This window comes from Microvirga tunisiensis (assembly GCF_009296175.1).
GTDB classification, from domain to species: Bacteria; Pseudomonadota; Alphaproteobacteria; order Rhizobiales; family Beijerinckiaceae; genus Microvirga; species Microvirga tunisiensis.
Map to the genome: position 1 here is coordinate 1 of NZ_VOSK01000025.1, position 22152 is coordinate 22152.

General features: G+C 64.7%; 22 protein-coding genes. 13 read left to right on the top strand and 9 right to left on the bottom strand.

Annotated elements, in window-relative coordinates; genetic code table 11:
• Positions 1-1280 (top strand): AAA family ATPase (locus tag FS320_RS09650; RefSeq protein WP_152711203.1); only part of this gene is annotated, 1280 nt, incomplete at its 5' end.
• A gap of 395 nt (positions 1281-1675) precedes the next feature.
• Here FS320_RS09650 and hpf read toward each other — a convergent pair.
• Together hpf and FS320_RS09660 are read right to left on the bottom strand one after the other, a co-directional pair.
• Positions 1676-2116: a ribosome hibernation-promoting factor, HPF/YfiA family gene (hpf, locus tag FS320_RS09655; RefSeq protein ID WP_152711205.1), complete on the bottom strand. Its 441-nt coding sequence runs from the start codon at positions 2114-2116 to the stop codon at positions 1676-1678.
• A gap of 99 nt (positions 2117-2215) precedes the next feature.
• Positions 2216-3322 (bottom strand): S1C family serine protease, encoded by a 1107-nt coding sequence (locus tag FS320_RS09660; RefSeq protein WP_152711207.1) that lies wholly within the window; start codon positions 3320-3322, stop codon positions 2216-2218.
• Between the two features lie 147 nt (positions 3323-3469).
• On the opposite strand from FS320_RS09660, the gene FS320_RS09665 reads away from it, so the two are divergent.
• The 4 genes from FS320_RS09665 to FS320_RS09680 all read left to right on the top strand — a co-directional run bounded on the left by FS320_RS09665 (position 3470) and on the right by FS320_RS09680 (position 6705).
• Positions 3470-4192: a DUF4142 domain-containing protein gene (locus FS320_RS09665; protein WP_152711209.1), complete on the top strand. Its 723-nt coding sequence runs from the start codon at positions 3470-3472 to the stop codon at positions 4190-4192.
• A gap of 244 nt (positions 4193-4436) precedes the next feature.
• Entirely contained in the window at positions 4437-5051 is a 615-nt protein-coding gene (locus tag FS320_RS09670) for a hypothetical protein (protein WP_152711211.1), read from the top strand.
• 248 nt (positions 5052-5299) lie between these two features.
• Positions 5300-6391, top strand: coding sequence for a TRAP transporter substrate-binding protein (locus FS320_RS09675; protein ID WP_152711213.1), 1092 nt, complete (start codon positions 5300-5302; stop codon positions 6389-6391).
• A 131-nt stretch (positions 6392-6522) separates the two neighbouring features.
• Positions 6523-6705: a hypothetical protein gene (locus FS320_RS09680; RefSeq protein WP_152711215.1), complete on the top strand. Its 183-nt coding sequence runs from the start codon at positions 6523-6525 to the stop codon at positions 6703-6705.
• 50 nt (positions 6706-6755) lie between these two features.
• Here FS320_RS09680 and FS320_RS09685 read toward each other — a convergent pair whose 3' ends face one another.
• Positions 6756-7622 carry a DMT family transporter gene (locus FS320_RS09685; protein WP_152711273.1) on the bottom strand — a complete coding sequence of 289 codons (867 nt, stop codon included), beginning with the start codon at positions 7620-7622 and terminating at the stop codon, positions 6756-6758.
• Between the two features lie 176 nt (positions 7623-7798).
• On the opposite strand from FS320_RS09685, the gene FS320_RS09690 reads away from it, so the two are divergent.
• Positions 7799-8689: a YihY/virulence factor BrkB family protein gene (locus FS320_RS09690; RefSeq protein ID WP_152711217.1), complete on the top strand. Its 891-nt coding sequence runs from the start codon at positions 7799-7801 to the stop codon at positions 8687-8689.
• 64 nt (positions 8690-8753) lie between these two features.
• Here the strand turns inward: FS320_RS09690 and FS320_RS45115 are convergent, their stop codons facing one another.
• From FS320_RS45115 to FS320_RS09705, 4 genes are all read right to left on the bottom strand, one after another.
• A complete protein-coding gene (locus tag FS320_RS45115; protein WP_153885296.1) occupies positions 8754-8900 on the bottom strand; it encodes a hypothetical protein in 147 nt (48 codons plus the stop codon).
• Between the two features lie 897 nt (positions 8901-9797).
• On the bottom strand, positions 9798-10514 hold the full coding sequence (locus tag FS320_RS09695) for a hypothetical protein (RefSeq protein WP_152711219.1): 717 nt from the start codon (positions 10512-10514) through the stop codon (positions 9798-9800).
• A 316-nt stretch (positions 10515-10830) separates the two neighbouring features.
• Positions 10831-12774 (bottom strand): bifunctional 2',3'-cyclic-nucleotide 2'-phosphodiesterase/3'-nucleotidase, encoded by a 1944-nt coding sequence (locus tag FS320_RS09700; RefSeq protein ID WP_152711221.1) that lies wholly within the window; start codon positions 12772-12774, stop codon positions 10831-10833.
• 314 nt (positions 12775-13088) lie between these two features.
• Positions 13089-14240: a trans-sulfuration enzyme family protein gene (locus FS320_RS09705; protein WP_152711222.1), complete on the bottom strand. Its 1152-nt coding sequence runs from the start codon at positions 14238-14240 to the stop codon at positions 13089-13091.
• A gap of 73 nt (positions 14241-14313) precedes the next feature.
• On the opposite strand from FS320_RS09705, the gene FS320_RS09710 reads away from it, so the two are divergent.
• The gene (locus FS320_RS09710; protein ID WP_152711224.1) at positions 14314-14823 is read left to right on the top strand and encodes a TspO/MBR family protein; all 510 of its coding nucleotides are present in this window, start codon (positions 14314-14316) and stop codon (positions 14821-14823) included.
• Between the two features lie 207 nt (positions 14824-15030).
• Here the strand turns inward: FS320_RS09710 and hpt are convergent, their stop codons facing one another.
• A complete protein-coding gene (gene hpt, locus FS320_RS09715; RefSeq protein WP_152711226.1) occupies positions 15031-15600 on the bottom strand; it encodes a hypoxanthine phosphoribosyltransferase in 570 nt (189 codons plus the stop codon).
• 452 nt (positions 15601-16052) lie between these two features.
• Here hpt and FS320_RS09720 point away from each other — a divergent pair, with 452 nt between their 5' ends.
• The 5 genes from FS320_RS09720 (at position 16053) to FS320_RS09740 (ending at position 20007) form a co-directional block, all read left to right on the top strand.
• Positions 16053-16676, top strand: coding sequence for a cell division ATP-binding protein FtsE (locus FS320_RS09720; RefSeq protein ID WP_152711275.1), 624 nt, complete (start codon positions 16053-16055; stop codon positions 16674-16676).
• Positions 16677-16681: 5 nt separating this feature from the next.
• Positions 16682-17656, top strand: coding sequence for a cell division protein FtsX (locus FS320_RS09725; protein ID WP_152711227.1), 975 nt, complete (start codon positions 16682-16684; stop codon positions 17654-17656).
• A 144-nt stretch (positions 17657-17800) separates the two neighbouring features.
• Positions 17801-18505: a YdcF family protein gene (locus tag FS320_RS09730; protein ID WP_244627056.1), complete on the top strand. Its 705-nt coding sequence runs from the start codon at positions 17801-17803 to the stop codon at positions 18503-18505.
• A gap of 97 nt (positions 18506-18602) precedes the next feature.
• Positions 18603-19373, top strand: coding sequence for a lysophospholipid acyltransferase family protein (locus FS320_RS09735; RefSeq protein WP_152711231.1), 771 nt, complete (start codon positions 18603-18605; stop codon positions 19371-19373).
• Between the two features lie 235 nt (positions 19374-19608).
• Complete coding sequence (locus FS320_RS09740; protein ID WP_192926267.1) at positions 19609-20007, top strand: hypothetical protein; 399 nt, start codon at positions 19609-19611, stop codon at positions 20005-20007.
• Here FS320_RS09740 and FS320_RS09745 read toward each other — a convergent pair.
• On the bottom strand, positions 19995-20531 hold the full coding sequence (locus FS320_RS09745; RefSeq protein ID WP_152711235.1) for a gamma-glutamylcyclotransferase: 537 nt from the start codon (positions 20529-20531) through the stop codon (positions 19995-19997). The genes FS320_RS09740 and FS320_RS09745 overlap by 13 nt on opposite strands.
• Before the next feature lie 185 nt (positions 20532-20716).
• On the opposite strand from FS320_RS09745, the gene FS320_RS09750 reads away from it, so the two are divergent.
• A complete protein-coding gene (locus FS320_RS09750; protein WP_152711236.1) occupies positions 20717-21769 on the top strand; it encodes a DUF2125 domain-containing protein in 1053 nt (350 codons plus the stop codon).
• The last annotated feature ends 383 nt before the right edge of the window (positions 21770-22152 follow it).

The following is a 22152-nucleotide window of genomic DNA, read 5'->3' on the forward strand; positions in this document are numbered from 1 at the left end:
AGCTCGCGGACCTGGAGGAGCAGTCGGCTTCCATCACGGCGCGCTGGAAGGCCGAGAAGGACAAGCTCGGCACCGCGGCCGATCTCAAGAAGAAGCTCGAGGAGATGCGCAACCAGCTCAGCCAGGCGCAGCGCAACGGCGATTGGGCGAAGGCGGGCGAACTCTCCTACGGGGTCATTCCGGGACTCGAGAAGCAGCTCTCCGACGTCGAGGCCAAAGCTGATGGCGGCGGCCTGATGGAAGAGGCGGTGACGCCCGATCACGTGGCGGGCGTCGTCTCGCGCTGGACCGGCGTGCCCGTCGACAAGATGCTCGAAGGCGAGCGCGAGAAGCTCTTGCACATGGAGCAGGATCTGGCCAAGCGCGTCGTCGGCCAGGCCGAGGCCGTCTCGGCTGTCTCGACCGCCGTGCGCCGCGCCCGCGCCGGCCTGCAGGACCCGAACCGGCCCATCGGGTCGTTCATGTTCCTCGGCCCCACGGGCGTCGGCAAGACCGAGCTGACGAAGGCGCTGGCAAGCTTCCTGTTCGACGACGAGACGGCGCTCGTGCGCATCGACATGTCGGAATACATGGAGAAGCACTCGGTCGCCCGCCTCATCGGCGCGCCTCCGGGCTATGTCGGCTACGAGGAGGGCGGCGCGCTCACCGAAGCGGTCCGCCGCAGGCCGTACCAGGTGGTCCTGTTCGACGAAATCGAGAAGGCGCATCCGGACGTGTTCAACGTCCTGCTGCAGGTGCTCGACGACGGACGCCTCACGGACGGCCAAGGCCGCACCGTGGACTTCCGCAACACGCTCATCATCATGACGTCGAATCTCGGCGCCGAATATCTGGTGAACCAGCCCGAGGGCCAGGATACCGATGCGGTGCGGGAAGAAGTCATGGGCGTGGTGCGCTCGCATTTCCGGCCCGAGTTCCTCAACCGCGTGGACGAGATCATCCTGTTCCACCGGCTGAAGCGGAGCGAGATGGGCGCCATCGTGGACATCCAGATGCGCCGCCTGCAGAAGCTGCTGGAGGATCGCAAGATCGTGCTGCAGCTCGACGAGGAGGCGCGCAACTGGCTCGCCGACAAGGGCTACGACCCGGCTTACGGCGCACGTCCCTTGAAGCGCGTGATCCAGAAGCACGTGCAGGATCCGCTGGCGGAACTGATTCTCGCCGGCGAGATCAGGGACGGCGAGACCGTGCCGGTGCATGCGGGCCCCATGGGCCTGATGATCGGCGACGTCACGGTGAGCGGCACGGAGCGTCCGCCGGAAGGCGTGCGGCTGAACTGAGCCGCACGCACGGAAGGACTCATGACAATGGCCGGGCACAAAGCCCGGCCATTTTTGTTTTTCACAGTATCTCCCGTGTCGTTTCCGGCCGTAGCGCAGCGGAGGGGAAGGAAATCCATCAAGCGCTGAGCATGCGAGTAGATCCCCTTCCCTCGCCTACGGCTCGCCGGGGATGACACCCGCCTGGTCATGGCCGGCCCTGTGCCGGCCATCCCGATACGGAGAAGTAATGCGCCTTTCACATCGAGATCACCGGCGCGAGGCCGGTGATGACGTGAGAGGGTGTCATTCCCGACAGGACGCGAAGCGGACGGAAAGCGCCACGCCCTCAGCGCTACGGATCCCCTTCCCGGTTCTGCGAACCGCCGGGAACGACGAGAAACGACAGTGTCGGATTATTCAGCGGCGACGCGGTAGTCGCCCTCGTCATTGGCTGCCGGGAGGGCGCCTTCGTTGTTCCGCTCCCTGCGGCTTGGCGCCGTCGCTTCACGCAGGAGCATGTCCTTGTCGATGCGCTCGGCCTTGTCCTCGCGCAGCTCGCGCTTCGTCCGGCGAAGCTGCTTGGCCGTCTTCTGCAGCGCGGCGCGGAAGGCGGCATAGAGGTCCTTGTTCTTGGCCTCGCCGCTCATCATCTTGAGCGCGCCCATCTGCATGTTCACCGTGCAGCGATAGGTGATGCCCTCGCGCGTGACGTGCACGGACGCCGAGCTCAGATGGCCGAAATATTTTCCGGCGACCTGACGGATGTTGGTTTTCGCATAGTCGGGAAACATATCGCCCAGATCGACTGCCGAGCTTTGCACCAGGATGTTGGGTTCGGTGCTATCAGGTGTCATTCGTTCCTCCGTTGGGGAAGGTTCGATGGCTAACGGCGGCACTCCGAGAAAGTTTCGACGTCAGGAAACAAAACCGACCTTGGCAAGGTTGTACGGGGTTCAGGGCCTGCGGTTATTCGGCGACACCTGCTCTCCCACATCGACGATGCGCACATCGATCGTTCGCGATCGGTTGTCCCGCAGCACCTTCAGGGCGATGGTGTTGCCGACGCCTGTCTGCTCGAGCCTGTCCGTCAGGTCCGACAGGTGCCGCACGGGAGCATCCTCGACACCGATGATGACGTCGCCGATGATGCCCGCGCGCGGATCGACGCCGCGCAATCCAGCCTGATCCGCCGGCGAGCCCGGCACGACGCCTGCCACGATCACTCCATTCACGCCAAGCTGAGCCGCGAGCGTCTCGTCGCCCGCCAGGATCCCGATGCCTGGCGTCGGCACGCGACCGCTGCGGATCAGCTCCGGCACGACCCGGTTGACCACGTCGACCGGGATGGCGAAGCCGATGCCCGCGTTGGTGCCGGAGGGCGAGAAGATCGCCGTGTTGACGCCGATGAGCCGCCCGGCGGAATCGAGCAGCGGGCCGCCGGAATTGCCCGGGTTGATCGCCGCGTCGGTCTGGATCACGTCGGCGACTTCGCGCCCGCCGCTGGTGGGCAGGCGGCGCTTGAGGGCGCTGATGATGCCGGTGGTGAGCGACTGGTCGAGACCGAACGGATTGCCGATGGCGTAGGCCGTCTGGCCCACCTTGAGATCGGCCGAGCTTCCCACCGCGACCGGCGCGGGCAATCCGCCCTGGCGCTGGACCCGCAGCACGGCGAGATCGTAGTTCGGTGCGCGTCCGACGACCTCGGCCGGAAGCACCTCTCCGGAGGCCAGCCGGACCACGAACGAGGCGCCGTTCTCGACCACGTGGTGGTTCGTCACCACATGGCCTGCCGCGTCCCAGAGGAAGCCCGTGCCCGAGCCGGTCGGCTCGCCGCCCGCAGGCCCGCGCCCCGACAACCCGACCACCTGCACGACGGAAGGCGCCACCGTCTCGAAGACTCGGATCGTCGAACGCTCGTATTCGGAAAGGTCTCCGCGCGCCGCGACCGGCCGCGGCTCCCGGGCCGAGAAGAGATAGGTGTTCACGTAAGGCTGGAGCACGACGAGCGCGAGCAGCACCGCGATCACCAGCATCAACACCCTTGCCGCCCGATCCCGCATCTCGCCTCCGTCGTTCGCGCTCTGTCTCACAACGGACGCGCTTGGCCGAAGTTCGACCCGACGAAGCTGAAGGTGGAGACAGAGACGTCTCGAACCAAATTGTCCCGCAAACGTTCGCCCTCACAACTCGTTCGCAGGAGAAACTTGATGTCACGCCGCCTCGTGATTGCCGGCCTCATGGCCGCTATCAGCCTTCCCGCCCTCGCCCAGCAGCAGAACCAGGCCATTCCCCAGTCCACCACGCCGCAGCCAGCCGAAACGCAGACCGATCCGGCGCTCGGCCAGAACGCGCAGCAGCGCCAGCAGCGGACGCAACAGGGCGGCGCGCCGCAGGATACGCAGACGCCCGCGCGCCAGGGCCAAGCCAGCACGCCGGCCGCCATGGGCCAGCAGCAATCGCAGGCCGACCGGCAGTACATCCAGCAGATGCTGGCGCTCAGCACCGTGTCGCTGCAGCAATCGAACTTCGCGCACAGCAAGGCTCAGAATCCGCGCGTGAAGCAGTTCGCGGAATTCGAGATCGCCGAGCAGAACCTGCTCACCGACATCATGCATTCCTTCGCCGATCCGAACGCGACGGCCTCCACCACGCAGGGCGCGCAGCAATCCGCCGCGACGGCGCCCGAACTGCCGCAGAAGGACGCCCAGGCCATGGAGCGCCTGTCGAAAGCGCAGCCGGGCGCGGCCTTCGACAAGGACTATGTCGCCCTGCAGATCGAGGGGCACCAGCAATTGCTGACGCTCCAGGAGAGCCATCTGCAGCAGGCTTCCGGCAACCGCGAGATGGGGAACCTTGCCAAGCTCGCGCGCGGACAGATCAAGGAACATCTCGCGCTGCTGCAGGACATGCAGAAAGAGCTTGGCAAGTAAGGAAAGCCGGCCCCGCTTTTTCACGGCTGCGGGGCCGGAACACCCGTCCTCGAAAGGACGTTGCCTTTGCGCATCGTGCGGACCCAGAGGGCCGCATCAGCGAAAAGATGATCCGGTTTTCGGCACGATGCGCAAGTGAACGATGAGCATCGGATCGATCCCGAAAGTGGACCCCGCTTTCGGGTCCGATGCTCGGAGGCGCAGGTCGAAGGACCTGCTTGAAACCCAAGAAGAGGAATAACCCATGGCGCAAGACAAACGTGGCCGCCCCCCGGAGCCACCTGTCGACGAGGTGCTGAACGAAGTCACCCAGGAAGAGACCGGCGACGATTTCGTTGCGGGCCCGACCCAGCGCAACGATGTCGGCAACACCAAGCGCGCGGCCGCGAAAGCCACCGGCATCATGGGTGCTTCGAAGAAGCTCGACCCGGATCTCGACATCGACCACGTGGACGACAATCGGCCGACGAGCGGCTCGAAGGCCGGCATCCACTCCTTCAAGGAAGTGCCGGAGGAGGAAGACGACGACGCCGGCTTCCAGATGTCGAACGAGGAGATCGCCGAGGGTGTGAACACGACCGCCGCCAAGAGCCCGGCGCCGCACGCCGCGCAGACCGAAGGCACGACGGGTCCGACCGGCATGAGCGGCGGCGCGACCTCCCGCGCCCGGGTCCCGGCGCCCGGCAATGCGGTGGACGTGCCCAAGGGCACCCTGGTGCGCGGCCATCCCACGGCGAGCCAGACCGGCGGACGCTCGACGTCCTCCACCGGCGACGAGAAGCCGCCGAAGCGCTCCGCCCGTGCCCATAGCGGCCAGCAGCAGCGCCCGTTGTCCAAGGGCGGCAACGAGGAGCGGTGACAGCTCCGTGTCGTTCCCGACCGGAGCGTAGGAGCGTAGCGGAGGGGAAGGGAATCCATCGGCGCTGAGCGGGTGGATGGATCCCCTTCCCGGCCTGCGGCCGCCGGGGATGACGCCACTGCATAGCTTCGGCGACCCCGCCGCATATCTGCCTCTACGGAAGGCGGAGTGACAGCGGCCCTCCTCCCGCTTTATGGAATGTTCAGCCAAACCGGCAGTGACGACATAAATCGGTCGAGGAAATGCTCATGGATAGAAGAAAAGTTCTCAAAGGCGCGGGCTTGGCCGCCGCGGCAGGCGCCGTTGCGTCCCCGGCCATTGCGCAGGTGCAGCCCGAAATCCGCTGGCGCATGGCCTCGGCCTATCCGAAGAGCCTCGATACACTCTTCGGCGCGGGCGAGATGATCGCCAAGCGCGTGGCTCAAGCGACCGACAACAAGTTCCAGCTTCAGCCCTTCGCGGCAGGCGAGATCGTCGGCGCCCTCCAGACCCTCGATGCCACGCAGAACGGCACGGTCGAATGCTCCTACACCCTGTCGAGCTTCTTCATCGGCAAGGATCCGACCTTCATGTTCGACACCTCGGTGCCGTGGGGCATGAACGTGCGCCAGCACAATGCCTGGATGTTCTATGGCGGCGGCCTTGAACTGATGCGCGAGTTCATGAAGGACTACAACGTGTTCCCGATCCCGGCCGGTCAGACGGGCGCGCAGATGGGCGGCTGGTTCCGCAAGGAGATCAAATCCATCGCCGACCTGCAGGGCCTCAAGATGCGCATCGCCGGCATGGGCGGCCAGATCATGCAGAAACTCGGCGTGGTGCCGCAGGTGCTGGGCGCCGGCGACATCTATCCGGCGCTGGAGCGCGGCACCCTCGATGCGGTCGAGTTCTCGGGTCCGCACGACGACGAGAAGCTCGGCTTCGTGAAGGTCGCCCAGTACTACTACTACCCGGGCTTCTGGGAAGGCGGCGCGCAGCCCTCGCTCTACGTGAACATGAACAAGTGGAACGAATTGCCTTCCAACTACAAGGCCATCCTCGAAGCGGCCTGCGCCGAAGCCAATGCCATGTGCGTGGCCAAATACGATGCGCAGAACGCCGATGCGATCCGCCGCCTCGTCGGCCAGGGCGTGCAGCTGCGTCCCTTCCCGCGCGACGTGATGGAGCAGAGCTACAAGGAGGCCTACAAGCTCTACGGCGAGATCGCTGCCTCCAACGCCAAGTTCAAGAAGGTGTACGATTCCTGGAACGCCTTCCGCGAGAAGGAGCTGACCTGGTTCCGCATCGCCGAGCTGCCGTTCGACTATTTCGTCAACCAGCAGCAGGGCCAGCCCCGCTAACGAGACCGAAACCGACACAAGCGGCGCCGAAAGGCGCCGTTTTCGTTTGGGGATTCGGAGAGCGGATCGAAGCTTGGCCTGATGCGTTGTCGTCTCAACGGGAGTTTGCAATCCAACACGGGAGACAGGTCATGACGAACATGAACCGCGATCAGGACACTCCGCACGGCAAGGACGATCCTAAGGATACGCGCGACCGCAAGGACGAGAAGCAATCGGAGAACAACCGGAAGCACCAGGAGGATCTGCTCGACGAGGGCGTCGAGGAAACCTTCCCGGCGAGCGATCCGGTTTCCGTAAAAATATCGAAGTGAATCCAGTGTCGGGCGAGGCCCCGGAGCCGAGTTCCGGGGCTGTTTGCGTGTCAGTTCCGGCTTGCCACGGCGACCCCTAAGGCGGCGAGCGCCATGCCGGCGAGCTGGATCGGGCTCAAGGTCTCGCCGAACAGCGCGAAGGCCATCAGCGCCGCGACCGGCGGCACCAGATAAAGCAGCGTCGCCACGCCCACGACCGCGCCCTGGCGAATGAGAAAGAGCAGCAGGCCGATGGCGCCGATGGACAGCCCCAGCACGGCCCAGGCCATGGCACCGAGAAGCGGCAGGGTCAGGTCCATGTGCCCTTCCTCCGTCAGGAGCACGAGGGGCAGGGTCACGGCGGCCGCGCCGATATACTGGATGGCCGCATTGACGCGCAGATCGAGGGCGCTGCCGGTCCGCTTCTGCCAAATCGTCCCGAAGGTGATGGAGAGCATCCCGAGCAGGCAAATGCCGAGCGCCAGAGCCGGCACGCCGCCGGCCCCAAGCTTCGGCGCCACGACGAGCGCGGCTCCTAAGAAGCCGATCCCGATTCCGATCCAGCGCCCACGCGAGACCCGCTCCCCCAGGAGAGGCCCGGCCAGAAGTCCGGTCGCAAGCGGCTGAAGCCCGGCCACCAGGGCGGAGATCCCGGCAGGCAGCCCATGCTTCACCGACCAGAACACGCCGCCCAGATAGAGCCCGTGCAGGAGGATTCCGGCGATCAGGCTGTTGCGCCAATCGTGCCAGTTGCGCGGCCAGGACACCCGGGCCACGGTGACGATCGCAACGAGGACGAGCGTTGCCAGCACGTAGCGGACGAGCAGAAAGGTCAGCGGCTCGGCATAGGGCGCCACGAACCGGGCTACGATGAACCCCGTCGCCCAGATGAGCACGAAGAGGGGCGGCGCAAGGCGAGCGAAGAGGGTCGGGTTCATGGCATCGGGAGCAGGATGGAGGCGGAAATGGGTCACTGGCTTGTAGGCCTTAACCTCGGCCTTTGTCGATTACGAAGCCTTAGTCCAAACGTCGATAGGATGGAGCAGGAGACAGGCGCCGGTTCCTTGCCCTCGGCTCTCGGCGCACCATCTCCAGCAGCCTGGAGACCCTTCTTTTGAATCGCCTTCGCCTCTCGCTGGAACTCGTGGCCATCGCCTCCACCCGCTTCGTGCTGCACGATGCCTGGGCCATTGCGAGCCACATCGCCCTGTCGGTGCTGACGTCGCTGTTTCCGTTTCTGATCCTGGTCACGGCTCTGGCGAGCCTGTTCGGGACGGGCTCGCTCGCGGACGAGGTGGCGGACATCATTCTGGAGGCCTGGCCGCAGGAAATTGCGGGACCGATTGCGGGAGAGGTGCACAGCATCCTCACCGGCCGGCGCAGCGACGTGCTCACCCTAGGCCTCGTGCTCGCGCTCTATTTCGCCTCGAGCGGGGTGGAGAGCCTCCGGGTCGGCCTCAACCGCGCCTATGGCGTGCGCGAAACCCGTGCCTGGTGGCTGACGCGGCTCGAATCCATCGCCTTCGTGATCGCCGGCGCCTTCATGCTTCTCGCCCTGGCCTTTCTCGTCGTGCTCGGCCCATTCATCTGGCGCGGTGTACTCTCCTGGGTGCCGGCGCTGAAACCCTTCGATGGGCTGATCGCCTTCCTGCGGATCGGCGTGGCGACGATCGTGATCGTGGCCGGGCTGCTCCTCGCCCACAAGCTCGTGCCCGCGGGACGCCGCCGCTTCCGCACGGTGCTGCCGGGGGTGGGCGTGACGCTGGCTCTGTGGCTTCTCGGCGGCTTCGCCTTCAGCTGGTATCTCGAATTCTATCCCGGCGCCTATGCCTCGACCTATGGGGGCCTCGCCACCGCCATGGTGGCCCTGATCTTTCTCTACACGCTCGGCGCCATCTTCCTCTTCGGCGGGGAACTCAACGGCACCATCCTCCTCGCCAAGCGCAAGCGCCTCGGCGAGGAGCCGAAACCGGAAAGCATGAGCGATCTGATTCCGTTGCCTTAGGCAATTGGCTTTCTGCGCCGACATAACGGGCAGACCGGCAGACTTCACCGATGAGTTCGATACCCTACACAAGACCCAGCTTGTAAACCCACAGAAGCAAGCCGATCACAACGACGACCGCAAGCCAGTTCAAGGACCGGTCCAGCAGCATGTTGAAGGTCGCTTCGGCGGACAGAGCAGGTTTCTTGTTCGGGGGCAAATCGACTGGCATGCGTCATTCTCCAAAGCCCAGGAAGCTTCGAGACGCCTCATGCGCCCAAAAGGGCAGCGGCCGACTGGGGAACCGCCGATCGAACGAGCATACAGCCCCACCGGGTCATTTGTAAGTGCGCGCAGGACCAAATGGCGAGGGCACTAGCTGAACTGCTTTGCCGCCCGGTTCGACAAGGGCGGGAATGATCCGACAAGCTGGGCATTATGCCACAGTTCCACCCTGCACGACTGCGCCAGACAACGGGCCCATTCATTGGCAAGCTCATGGTCTTCGCTGTTCAGATGATGGGTCGCAAAGTCGCCTGTCGATCGATTGATCACAAGAGCCTGATAACCGGCTATCGCATACGCTTGTCTGTTCATGGGTCACCTCGAAATTAAAAGTGCTTCGAGGGCAGAATCGCGCCTGAAAGAGCAGCAGCCGAAGTCATGGGCTGCCGATGCCGTGGACCTAGACCGACAATACGGCTTTTGAGAGGTAACCTATCGGAATGATGGCTATCGTCCCGAAGCGCTTGGCGAGGGAGATTGGCGAGGGAGATGAGACGGACGGAGAACATCGGCGCTTCGATGATCGCCGAGCCGTCCGATCGCATGCGGGCGTCTCCGATCTGGCGGACGAGTTTGCCGACCTTATCATCGCTCACATGAATCCGGACCGGAATCCAAGCATTCTCCGACGTCCGCCGGCAGCTTGAGTGCATGAACCCGTCGCGGTCCTTTGGCGCATCGGCATGGGCTGCATCGGACAGATCGCACGGCCCAGGTCCATCGACAGTCAGCTGTCCTACGTTTCTCTCCGGCCACGAGCACCATCATCAACGGGCAGGTGCCCGGCAGGGTCGCAAGCCCATTGGGAGCGATGTGACCGCCGTGCCGCTGCGTCGGCTCCGCTTCAGAGATTCGGCGCGATTCTCAGTTCGAGTCTCGCGGAAGCGACGGGCCGGGCATTGGGCGCGAGACCATAGCCCAATCTGACATTGAGTTCGGACCGAAAGCGGTCAGCGGGAGAGGTCAGCTGGGTCTGGCCAACGATCTCCGACAAAAGGCCGGTGCTGATGTCCCCCTTCAGGCCGTCCAGGTTCATGCTGGGGGACAGACGCAGCCCCGTGCTCCACGTGTGAAGGGACAAGTCGAGCGGAATATCCATGGTGCCGATGACGGATTGCGAATAGCCGTTCGCCACGCTGTCGACGAAGCCTGCCGTCGATAGACCGAGCGTCATTCCGAGGCGCTCCCAATCCCGCTTCAGGAAGGCCTCCCAGCTCGCTTTCGACGACAGAAAGCGCGACTCGCCGCCATGGATCAGTTCGGTCCCGACCAGGAAATTGTAATCCTGAAAAGGCTGCATCTTGGCCCCGACCGCGCGATCGAAATCCGTCGGCATGAAGGCCTGCATATCGGAGCGAGCGATGTTGCTCGCCCAGACCTGGGTTCGACTCAAGCGCGCCGGCGGACGCGGACGGATGGAACGCCGTGCAGCCACATGGTTGTCCAGCCACGCGGAGGTGATGCTTTCGCTCCAGATCTCCACCTCGTCGGCGACGGCTGCAGCGGGCATCGCCATGAATGCGAGCAGAAGGCTCACCCATCTGCGAAAAAGAAAAATCATCGAGAAAACCAGAATGAGTTCGTAATCAAAGAAGCAGCAATGCCGTCATTCGAACTGTCGCTGGTTAACGCGGAGTTACCCTCGCTTCAACCGTCAGAGGTGGCGATTCATGAGCCAAGGCATCATCGAAAAACAGGCAGGCGATTTTGCCTTCAGGAACAGTCGCATGGCACGAGCGGATGCTTCCTTCCCGGCATGAGCCGAAAGGACGCATCGTGCGATCATTTAAATGTGATGGCCTTCATATCGGCTGAGCCGCCAAAGCAAAGCGGCCGGGCATGAACCCGGCCGCCCCGCGTGTCGATGAGAGAAGCGATCAGCTCACGATGCGGTACTTCACGAAGCCTTCCGGAGCATCGCCCATCTTCTCGATCTTGATGCCGGCCGGCTGATAATGAGCGGCGTTCGGGCCGGTGGTGAAGGTCATGGTGACGCCGGCAGGCGCGACGAGCGACCAGGACCCGTCCGCCTTCGGCGCCACTTCCTTCTTCTCGACGATGTAGCGCATGATCGCATCGCGGGTCAGGTCGGGCGCCTCGAACACGATGGTGCTGCCGTCCGCGCCGGGGAAATTGCCGCCGCCGCCCGCGCGATAGTTGTTGGTCACGACGATGAAGGGCTGATCGTCCGTCACGGGCTTGCCGTTATAGGTCAGGTCCTTGATGCGATGGGCATCGGCATTCACGACCTTGCCGTTGTCGTCGTAGCGGGAGGCCTGGCTGGGATCGATCTTGTACTGCACGCCGGCGATCACATCGAAGTTGTAGGCCGGGAATTTCTGGTTGATGAGCTCCTGCTCGCCGCCCTTGGCCACATCGATCTGGTTGTAGATGCCGGCCGAGCGCTCGAGCCACTCGCGCACCTGCGCGCCGGTGATCTTCACCACGCGGATCGTGTTCGGATAGATGTAGATGTCTGCCATGTCCTTGATGGCGAGCGGGCCGGGCTTGATCTCGGTGAAGTAGTTCGGACCGCCGCGTCCGCCGGCCTTGAAGGGCGCCGCCGCCGAGAGGATCGGCAGGTCCTTGAAGGGCGAGGCCTTGAGCTGATCCGCCACGTACCAGGCCTGCGCTTCGGCCACCAGCTTCACGGAGGCGTCGTCCGCCACGAGCGAGTAATAGGAGTGGATCGGCACCGCCGTCGTGCCGACGGGCTCGCGCACGTATTTCAGCGTCGCGTCATGACCGGCCTGCGCTGCCGCCATCACGGCCGTGTCGGAATCGACCTTCGCCACGACCTTGCGGTCGACGCGGTCGTAGATCGGACGCGCCTCGGTGCGGAAGTTCGCGACCTTCCAGGCATTGCCGTCCTTGGTCAGTTCGAGATCGATGAGGCCGAGATGGCTGCCCCAGAAGCCGGCCATGACGGCGGGCTTGCCGTGCAGGGTGCCGGCCTTTACGTCGACGCCCGGAATGTTGTTGAATTCCTTGCCGCCCGGGAACGTGAAATGCTGGTGGCCGGTGAGGATCACGTCGATGCCCTCGACCTTCGCGAGATGCAGCGCCGCGTTCTCCTCGCCGCCCTTGCGCTCGCTGCCGGCGATGCCGGAATGGCAGAGCGCCACGACGATGTCGGCGCCGGCCTTCTTCAGGTCGGGCACGTGCTTGTTCGCGGCATCGACGATGTCGATGGTGGTGGCTTTGCCGTCGAGATGCGCCTTGTCCCACTGCACGATCTGCGGCGGCACGAAACCGATCACGCCGACCTTGATCGTCTGCTTCGCGCCGCTCTCATCAACGAACTCCCGGTCGAGAACGAGCCAGGGCTTGAGCAGCGTCTCGCCGTTCGCCTTGATGACGTTGGCGCAGACCAGCGGAAATTTCGCAGCGCCGAGCGAGTTCTGCAGGAACTCGAGTCCGTAGTTGAACTCGTGATTGCCGAGCGTGCCGCAATCGTAGTTGAGCTCGTTCATGGCGGCGACCATGGGATGCACGTCGCCCTTCTTCATACCCTGGCGGTAGGCGACGAAATCGCCGAGCGGCGAGCCCTGGATCAGGTCGCCGTTGTCGAAGAGCAGGCTGTTCTTGGCCTCGGCCCGGGCCCCCTTCACGAGAGTCGCGGTGCGCGCCAGCCCCACCGTGTCGTCGGCGGCATCGCGATAATAGTCGTACGGGAAGATGTTCACGTGAAGGTCGGTGGTCTCCAGGATGCGGAGCTTCACGACCGGACCGGCCGCCCAGGCGAACCGGGGCATTCCGGCAATGGCGGCAGCGGACACGCCGGTCTGCAGGACGCGGCGGCGGGTGATGGATTGTGTCATGGTCTTCCCTTGGCTTGTCTTTTTGCGAAACAGCGCTCGCCTGTAGCCGAGAGAAGCACAGGTTTTGTGACAGGATCAAGATAGCTGGCTAACCGCGCCCACAATCCACCGCCCTCTAACTCAGCCGTCATCACCGGCCTTGTGCCGGTGATCCCGCTCTCAACACCCTCTCACCTCATCCTGAGGAGCAAACAAAGTTTGCGTCTCGAAGGAGGGTCCGGAGAGCACTGGATCCTCCTTCGAGACGGTCGCTTCGCGACCTCCTCAGGATGAGGACGTAGGATTGGAGAAGGATGGGCATGACAAGGAGGGCGTCAGCCCCGCAGCGCCGTATCGAGATCCCGATAAAGGTCCTCCACGTCCTCGATGCCGGTGGAGAGGCGCAGGAGGTCCGGCGGGCACGGGGTGCCCGGACCCTCGATGGAGGCCCGGTGCTCGATCAGGCTCTCGACGCCGCCGAGGGAGGTCGCCCGCTTCCACAGGCCGACCCGCGCGGCGGTGCGGATCGCCGCGGCCTCGCCGTCCGAGACCTGGATCGAGAGCATGTAGCCGAAGCCGTTCTCCATCTGCCGGGCGGCGATGTCATGGCCCGGATGCTGCGGCAGGCCGGGATAGAGCACGCGGGCCACTTTCGGGTGAGCGGAGAAGCGCTGCGCGAGATCGAGCGCGCTTTTCGCCTGAGCCGCAGTCCTGACGTGGAGCGTGCGCATGCCGCGCATGAGGAGATAGGCCTCGAAGGGGCCGAGGATCGCGCCCTGCATCTTGCGGATGGAGGCGATCCGCGTCCAGAACGCATCGGCCTTCGCGCCCGCGAGCGCGCCCGCCACCACGTCGGAATGGCCGTTCAGCACCTTGGTCGCCGCGTGCATGACGATATCGGCGCCGAGGTTAAGCGGCCTCGTGTGGATCGGCGAGGCGGTGGTGGAATCGACGGCGAGTTGCGCGCCGGCCGCGTGGGCGATCTCGGCCGCGGCCGCGATGTCGGTGATGGTCCAGAGCGGGTTCGAGGGCGTCTCGACCCAGACCAGCTTGGTTTCACCGGGCTTCACGGCGGCCCTTAAGGAATCGAGATTGTCGGTCTCCACGAAATCGACCTTGAGCCCCCAGCGCACGGCCTCCGTCATGAGCCAGCTGCGCAGGGCCCAGTACATGACCTTCGAGGCCACGATGTGATCGCCGGGATCGAGCGCCTGGAACACGGCGGTCGCCGCCGCCATGCCGGACGAGAACAGCAGCGCGCCGGCGCCTGCCTCCTCCAGCATGGCCAGAACCTCTTCCGCCTCGCGGATGGTGGCGTTGTCGGGCCGGCCATAGACGAAGCCGGACGAATAGGCGTTGTCCTCGTCGCGGATATAGGTGGTCGCCACATGGATCGGCGGCACGACCGCCTTGGTGATCGGATCCACATGGCCCATGGCCTGAGCGGTCAGGCTGCGCTTCGACCACGGGGAACGCGATGACGACATGGGGGAACCTCCGCAAGCGTGACAGGTTGCGTCACAGGGATAACGATGCGCATCTCATAAAGGGATTTCGAGCATGCATACAGACGAAACTGCGCCGGGCAGCCATGCAATGCCGCGGCTGCCGCGGTTCCTGGTGGCCGTGCTGCCCGTGGTCGCGGTGGCCGTGTCTGCGAGCCTCGTCACGCAGCCGAGCATCCCGACCTGGTATGCGGGCCTTCAGAAGCCCGGCTTCACCCCGCCGAACTGGGCGTTCCCGTTCGCCTGGACGCTGCTCTACGCCATGATGGCCTATGCACTATGGCGCATCCTGAGCCTGCCGGAGAACCGGCCCGGACGCTCGACGGCCATCGTGGCGTTCTTCGTGCAGCTCGCGCTGAACGGGCTCTGGTCCTTCGCCTTCTTCGGCGGCAAGAGCCCGCTCGCGGGCCTCGTCGTCATCGCAGCCCTGATCGTGGCGATCATTGCTACGATCCGCGCCTTCTGGAGGCTCGACCGCGCCGCCGGCCTCCTGCTCGTGCCCTATCTCGCCTGGGTGGCCTATGCGACCGTGCTCAACGGGACGATCTGGCAGCTCAACGGTTAGCCTCACCCTGAGAGTCCGGCTTATCGTTCGGCTCTTCCCTAGCCCTCATCCTGAGGAGCAGACGAAGTCTGCGTCTCGGAGGAGAGGGCGTCTCCAGTGCACACTGGATCCTCCTTCGAGGCGGTCGCGTCGCGACCTCCTCAGGATGAGGTCAGAGAGTGATGGACCAAGCTCTCAAAATGGGAGGCGTGCTTTGGGAAATGCGCCCTATTCCGGCTTGTCGAACAGGTCCGGGCTGTTGTCGAGATGGTCGACCACGCCGACGAAGGGAAGCTGGCGATAGGAATGGGCCACGTCCATGCCATAGCCGACGACGAAGACGTCGGGGCAGGTGAAGCCCACGTAATCCGGATGGATCTGCACGGCGCGCTTGCCGGGCTTTTCCAGCAGCACGGCAGTCTTCACGCTCTTGGCTCCGCGCGCCATGAGGAGGTCCTTGGCGAAGGTGACCGTGCGGCCGGATTCCAGAATGTCGTCCACGAGCAGCACGTCGCGTCCGCGCACGTCGCTTTCCACGTCGCGCAGGATCGTGACGTTGCCGGTGGAGATCGTGCCGTCGAGATAGCTCGACAGGTGCACGAACTCGACCTGCGGCGCCAACCCGCTGCGGTGCAGGGCGCGGATCAGGTCCGCGGCGAACATGAAGCTGCCCTTGAGCACCGCGACGACGAGCAGGTTCTCCGGCTTGGCAGCCGCGATCTCCTGGGCCAGCGCCTCGTTGCGCTTGGCAATCGTGTCTTCGTCGAACAGAACCCGGATGCGGGGGGCAGCGGTCATCGTCATCATCCAGAAAGTTTATGAAAGGCCTTCGAGGCTTCTCTCTTCACGACCATGCTTGGCTAAGGATGTCAAACGGACTTGATGTCTTTTCGGGCGAATAGAAGCACTCGGGTGTCGTTCCCGGCCGGAGCACAGCGGAGGGGAAGGGAATCCATTCACGCTCAGCGCTATGGATCCCCTTCCCTCGCCGGCGGCTCGCCGGGGATGACACGGCACGCCGCTCCTGCGGCAATGTCCCGCGAAACGCTCGCTTCCCGTCGCCACCCGGCAAGTTTATGGCTTGCTAACTATGCAGGGGCGATAAGAAAGCGAATCGCGGTCTTCATCCGCCACAAGAACCGACACCTCCAAGGATGGCTTGAGCACGCGTGAAGGCGCTTTACGACGAGGACTACGATGAGGGCGCGGCTCCGTCCGTGCACTTCGAGAATGTGGGCGTGCGTTACGGCATGGGGCCCGAGGTCCTGCGCGACCTGACCTTTTCCATCGAGCCCAATTCCTTCCAGTTCCTCACCGGCCCGTCCGGCGCCGGCAAGACGACGCTCCTGCGTCTCATCCTGCTCTCGGTGAAGCCGACCCGCGGCCTGATCTCCCTGTTCGGCGAAGGCGTGTCGCGGATCTCCAAGGACGAGCTGACCGGGGTCCGCCGCCGCATGGGCGTGGTCTTCCAGGATTTCCGCCTCCTCGACCATCTCACCACCTACGAGAACGTGGCCCTGCCTCTCAGGGCACAGGGGAAGGACGAGTCGAGCTACCGGTCCGAGGTGGTCGAGCTTCTGCGCTGGGTGGGCCTTGGCGACCGCATGCACATGCTGCCGCCCGTGCTCTCCGGCGGCGAGAAGCAGCGCGCCGCCATCGCCCGTGCGCTGATCGTGCGCCCCGACCTGCTGCTCGCGGACGAACCCACCGGCAACGTGGACCCGTCGCTCGCCCGCCGTCTGCTGCGCCTCTTCATCGAACTCAACCGGCTCGGAACCTCGGTGGTCATCGCGACCCACGATTTCAGCCTCATGGATCAGCTCGACGTGCGCCGCCTCGTGCTCGGCGACGGCCGGCTGCATATCGACGAGTGAGCCGGATGAGCGCCGCGTCCCAACCCCGCCTGAGGAAGGCTGCCGCTTCCGACGGGCAGAAGCGCTCCCTGCCTGCGTCCTTGAGCCGGAACGCCCCGCTCGTCCCGGTGGATTCGGCGGGCGGACAGGCGCTCGCCGCGGTCATCGCCATCCTGACGTTCCTTGCCGCGCTCTGCGCCGGCGGCGCCGAACTGGTCTCGGCCTCCTCCGCCCAATGGCGCTCCGAGATCGCCCGGGAAGTCACCATCCAGATCCGCCCCAATCCCCAGCGCTCCATCGACCAGGATGTGGAACGCGCCGTGGCGCTGGCCCGGCAGGCGCCGGGCGTGGAGCAGGCCCAGGCCTTTTCTAGGGAAGAATCCGAGCGCCTGCTCGAGCCCTGGCTCGGCACCGGCCTCGATTTCAAGGATCTGCCGGTTCCCCGCCTGATCGTGATCAAGATCAAGGAGGACGCGAAGCCCGATTTCACTCCGTTGCGGCAATCCCTGCAGCGCGACGTCCCCGGCGCGACCCTCGACGATCATGCGCTCTGGGTGTCCCGGCTCTCGACCATGGCCAACACGATCATCGGCGTCGGGGTATTTCTGGTGGCCCTGGTGCTCGTGGCCGCCGGCCTTGCGGTGATCTTTGCGACAAGAGGCGCCATGGCCGGCAACCGGGAGGTGGTGGAGGTGCTCCATTTCGTCGGCGCGAACGACGATTTCATCGCCAAGGAATTCCAGCGCCGCTTCTTCCGCTTGGGCCTGCGCGGCAGCGCCATCGGGGCGGCCGCGGCCCTGGTCCTCACCCTGATCCTGGGCTTCGTGACCCGCTCCTGGCGGGCAAGCCCCACGGGCGACCAGCTCGAGGCGCTTTTCGGCGCCTTCACCATCAGCTGGACCGGCTACGCGGTGGTGATCCTCATCGCGCTGCTCGTCGCGCTCATCACCGGCATCGTCTCGCGCCTGACCGTGAGACGCTTTCTTAACGAAAATGGTTGATGGTGATAGTTAACCGGGAAAAAGCGGGTTGCCTCTCCGTTGCCGCATTCTCCATTATTGTCATCCAAGATGACCTCGCGAACACAGAGTTGGGGTGCGACGGGCGCCATGGATTCCACAGAGGCCGTAGGCTGGGGCTGGACGATGTCGGAATCGACTAGGCACCCTGTCCGGCGGTCTCTGCTGAGCCGCCTGCTGGCCCTCGGCTTCTGGAGCTGCATCGCGACCCTCGTCGTCGGTTTCCTCGGCTTCCTCGGCTTCGTCTATCACCTCGACCGGTTCGAACAGGCTCCCGAGACCCGGGCGGACGGCATCGTTGCCATGACGGGAGGCGCGCAGCGGATCGGCGACGCCATCGACCTTCTCGCCAAGGGCTATGCCAAGAGGCTCCTGATATCCGGGGTCAACGAGAAGACGAGCCGGGATCAGATCGCCAATCTCAATCCGGGGCAGCGGCGGCTGTTCGATTGCTGCGTGGACCTGGATTATCGGGCCCGCAACACCATCGGCAACGCTATCGAGACCAGGCGCTGGGCTGAAGCGAACGGGTTCGACGCCATCATCGTGGTGACCTCGAACTACCACATGCCGCGCACCCTGGTGGAGCTCGACCACGCCCTGCCGAACCTCCAGAAGATCCCCTATCCGGTCGCGGCCACCATCGATCCGCACGATTGGTGGCACAATCCGGCCGTGGCCCGGGTGATCTTCACCGAATACCTGAAGTTCCTGGCCGTCTGGGTCCGGACCCGCTTCGAGGGCGACCCCGAACGCTCCTCGGTGGCGAACATCATCAGCGGCGGGGCTCCCATCAAGGCGCAGGTCATCGCCGAGCCGCTCTGGCGCTAGAGAAACCGGCGGAAAACCGGGTCCACTTTTCCGCACGATGCGCTAAGGTGCCGCGCCCGCGGAGCGTCATGCTCCGCCTTTCGTTTTTCAAGAAGCCATGCTGATCGTCCGCTCCCTGCTGTTCAACGTCGCCTTCTACGCCAACCTGATCCTGTGGCTGATCATCCTGATCCCGGGCTTCCTGGTGCCGCGCCGGGTTTTCATCGGCATGGTCAAGCTCTGGGGCCGCACCTCCCTCTGGCTTCTGCGGGTCATCGCCGGCACGCATGTCGAGATCACGGGTCGGGACAAGATCCCGCCGGGCGGAGCGCTGGTGGCGGCCAAGCATCAGTCCTTCCTGGAGACCTTCGCCCTAGTGACGATCTTCGACGACCCGACCTACATCCTCAAGCGGGAGCTGATGTGGATCCCCTTCTTCGGCTGGTATCTGGCGAAGGCGCGCTGCGTGCCGGTCAACCGCAAGGCGGGGTCGATGGCGCTGGTGCAGATGACCGCGCGGGCCAAGGACGAGGCCGAGCACGGCCGCCAGATCATCATCTTTCCCGAAGGCACCCGCCGTCCGCCGGGCGCGCCCCCGACCTACAAGTACGGCGTGGCGCATCTCTATCAGAATCTCGGCTTTCCCTGCATTCCGGTCGCCATGAATTCGGGCCTCTACTGGCCGCGCCGCCGGTTCATCCGCCGCCCCGGCACGGTGAGGATCGAGGTTCAGGATTCCATCGCTCCAGGACTGCCGCGCGAAGAGTTCTTCAAGCTGGTGCAGGAGCGGATCGAGGTCGCCTCCAATCGGCTGCTGGACGAGGGCCGGAAGGAGCTCGGCCTCGCCCCTGCGTCATCGTCAGAGGCTTCGCTGTCCAAGGTCTCTTAAGAGCAGAGGCAGTGTCGTTCCCGGCCCAAGCGTCAACCGAGGGGACGGGAATCCCTAGCGCAGCGCGTATCCGTGGATTCCCTTCCCGGCCTGCGGCCGCCGGGGAGGACAAAGACGTCAAAAAATCCGCAAACCCAAGCACAGCCAAGCTTTCAACTGCCTTGACGACTCACCCGGCTGTTCCTACATATAAGAACATATGGCGAACAAACGAACCATATCCTGGAATGCGGCCATGCGGGATCTCCGCAACGACCGAATGCGGAGGGCTGGCGTGCGCGAGGAAAGGCTACGGGCGACCGCTGGGCTTCGCTCCTCTTCCACCTTGAGTTCCTGGCGCGGCCGCTCGGGACGCCGCTACATCGTCGGCGTGCATCCGCTGAACGAGGCGGAGCTTCTCGAGGTCACCGACGCCGTCATCCTTGCCGTGAAGCGGGACCGGACCGGCAACGGCATCGTCGTCGATGCCGCCATGGCGGCATCGGATCCGAGCGAGCAGACCCGGATGCGCTGGCTCGCCAAGGTTCAGGGCCTGGGCGCAACCGAACTCCACATCCACCGACTCGCCGCAACGGAAGACGACCGCCGCGCGATCTTCGAGGACCTGCGCGAGAACGAGACTCAGGATTCCTGATCGAGTGCGTCGACGATCCTGTGCAGCAGGGGATCGACCACGTGCATGCCGATGAGATGCTCGTAGGTCGAGCGCACGTAATCGGGATTGCGGCCCGATACGCCCTGGCCCTGGCGCACGAGCCTCAAGACCTCCTCATAGGAAAGCCTGCCCGCATATTGCCCATGGTTGCGGTCGACCACATAGGCGAGCGCGCGAACCCGGCGCGCATCGGCCAGCCGCACGGGCAGGTGCCTTTCCAGATAAACCGATGTGATCTGCTCGCGCTCGCGCAAATACTGGATCGTGGCCTCGGCTTCCTCGGGCGCGACTCGGAAGGCCACTCCGTGGCAGCGTCCACCCCGGTCGAGACCCATGACCAGACCCGGATGCTCCGGCGTTCCGCGATGAACGTGAGAGAAGACACACAAAGACCGGTGGTACCCGTAGAGATGGGCGTGGACCCGTTCGACAAAGGGAAAGCCCGGCCGCCACATGAGCGAGCCGTAGCCGAAAACCCATAAATCCTCCGTGAGGTCCTTCATGCCGCCCCCGCCCGAACCTTGCCTGCTTCGGGCCTATAGCATCGAACCCGTAAGGAGGAACCACTTTTGGGAGCGATTCGATGCTTTGTTCGAGGAGCGCATCGTTCTCGCGGAAAAGTGGGGTCCCCCTTTTCCGCACGAGGCGCTAAGCAGTAACCAGGCGCCAGCACAACAGGAGATCGCGCATGGATCAGGCCGCCCCGACGGGGAATGTTCGCCGCAGCCGTTTCTGGCTCTACACGCCATTCGTTCTGCTGCTGCTGCTCGCCATCGCCTGGAGCATCGCCTGGTTCGTGATCCGCGGCCGCACGGCCGAAGCGCTCGACGGCTGGATCGCCGCGGAGGCGAGAAGCGGACGGCAATGGACCTGCGGCGACCGCACCATCGTCGGCTATCCGTTCCGTATCGAGGTGATCTGCACGACCCTCGACGTGAAGCGAGGGGCCGTGTCCGCCTCCTTCGGGCGCACCGAGGCGGTCGCTCAAGTCTATCAGCCCCGTCGCATCATCACGGAGGTGGCCGGCCCCTTGCACGTGACGGACGGGACCGTGACGGTCGATGGGACCTGGGATCTCCTGCAGACCAGCATCCATGTCTCGCAGAGCGGGCTGCAGCGCCTGTCGCTGGCCGCCAATGCCCCCAAGGTGACGATCACGGGCCTTGGCGGCGGCGAGATCGCCGGATCGGGCAAGCACCTGGAGCTTCATGTGCGGCCCAACCCCTCGAGGCGGGCCGAATTCGCGGGCGACGTGGCGGCCTCGGTGACGGAGGCGCGCATTCCCATCCTCGATGCCCTGGTTGGCGGCGCGGAGGCCACCAACCTGAACATGGATGTCACGGTGACCCAGGCCGACGGCTTCAAGGGCGGCACCATCGCCGAGGAGCTGGAGCTCTGGCGCAAGGCGAACGGCAAGCTCGAGATCCTGATGCTCTCGGCCACCAAGGGCTCCCGCCAGATCGAGACCAAGGGCGAACTGCGCCTCGACGAGCAGCATCGGCCCGCGGGCCAACTCACCATCGCGGCCGCAGGCCTCGACGGTCTTCTGGGCAACCTCACCGGCGGGCGGGCCAGCGGCAACCTTCTGGGCATGCTGCTCGGGCAGAACCCGCGGGCCAATGCGCCTCAGCCCAATGCGAAGCCTCAGCTCGCGTCCCTGCCCCCGCTCCGGCTCGACAACGGCTTTCTCGCCATGGGACCTTTCGTGATCCCGAACGTGAGGCTGCAGCCGCTCTATTGATGGCCCTCCCCCTTGTCATCACCGGCCTCGTGCCGGTGATCTCGATGCGAGAAGTGCGGTGCTTATCCAATCGGGATGGCCGGGACAGGCCCGGCCATGACGAGGGCGGATGTCATTCCCGGCCGGAGCGTCAGCGGAGGGGAAGGGAATCCATCAACTGAGCGCCTGATCGTGGATCCCCTTCCCGGTCCTGCGGACCGCCGGGGATGACAAGCGTTCCAACTAGATCCTCGACACAGTGATTTTGACCGGTTGGCCTGCCGTCTCTTGTGACGGCACTTCGAAGCGGTGCGGGATCTGCAAGTGGATTGATCCCCATTGGACGGGGCCTCGGTACCAGATGCGAAGTCCGCAGCACGAGCTTGGCGGTGTCAAACCGTCAA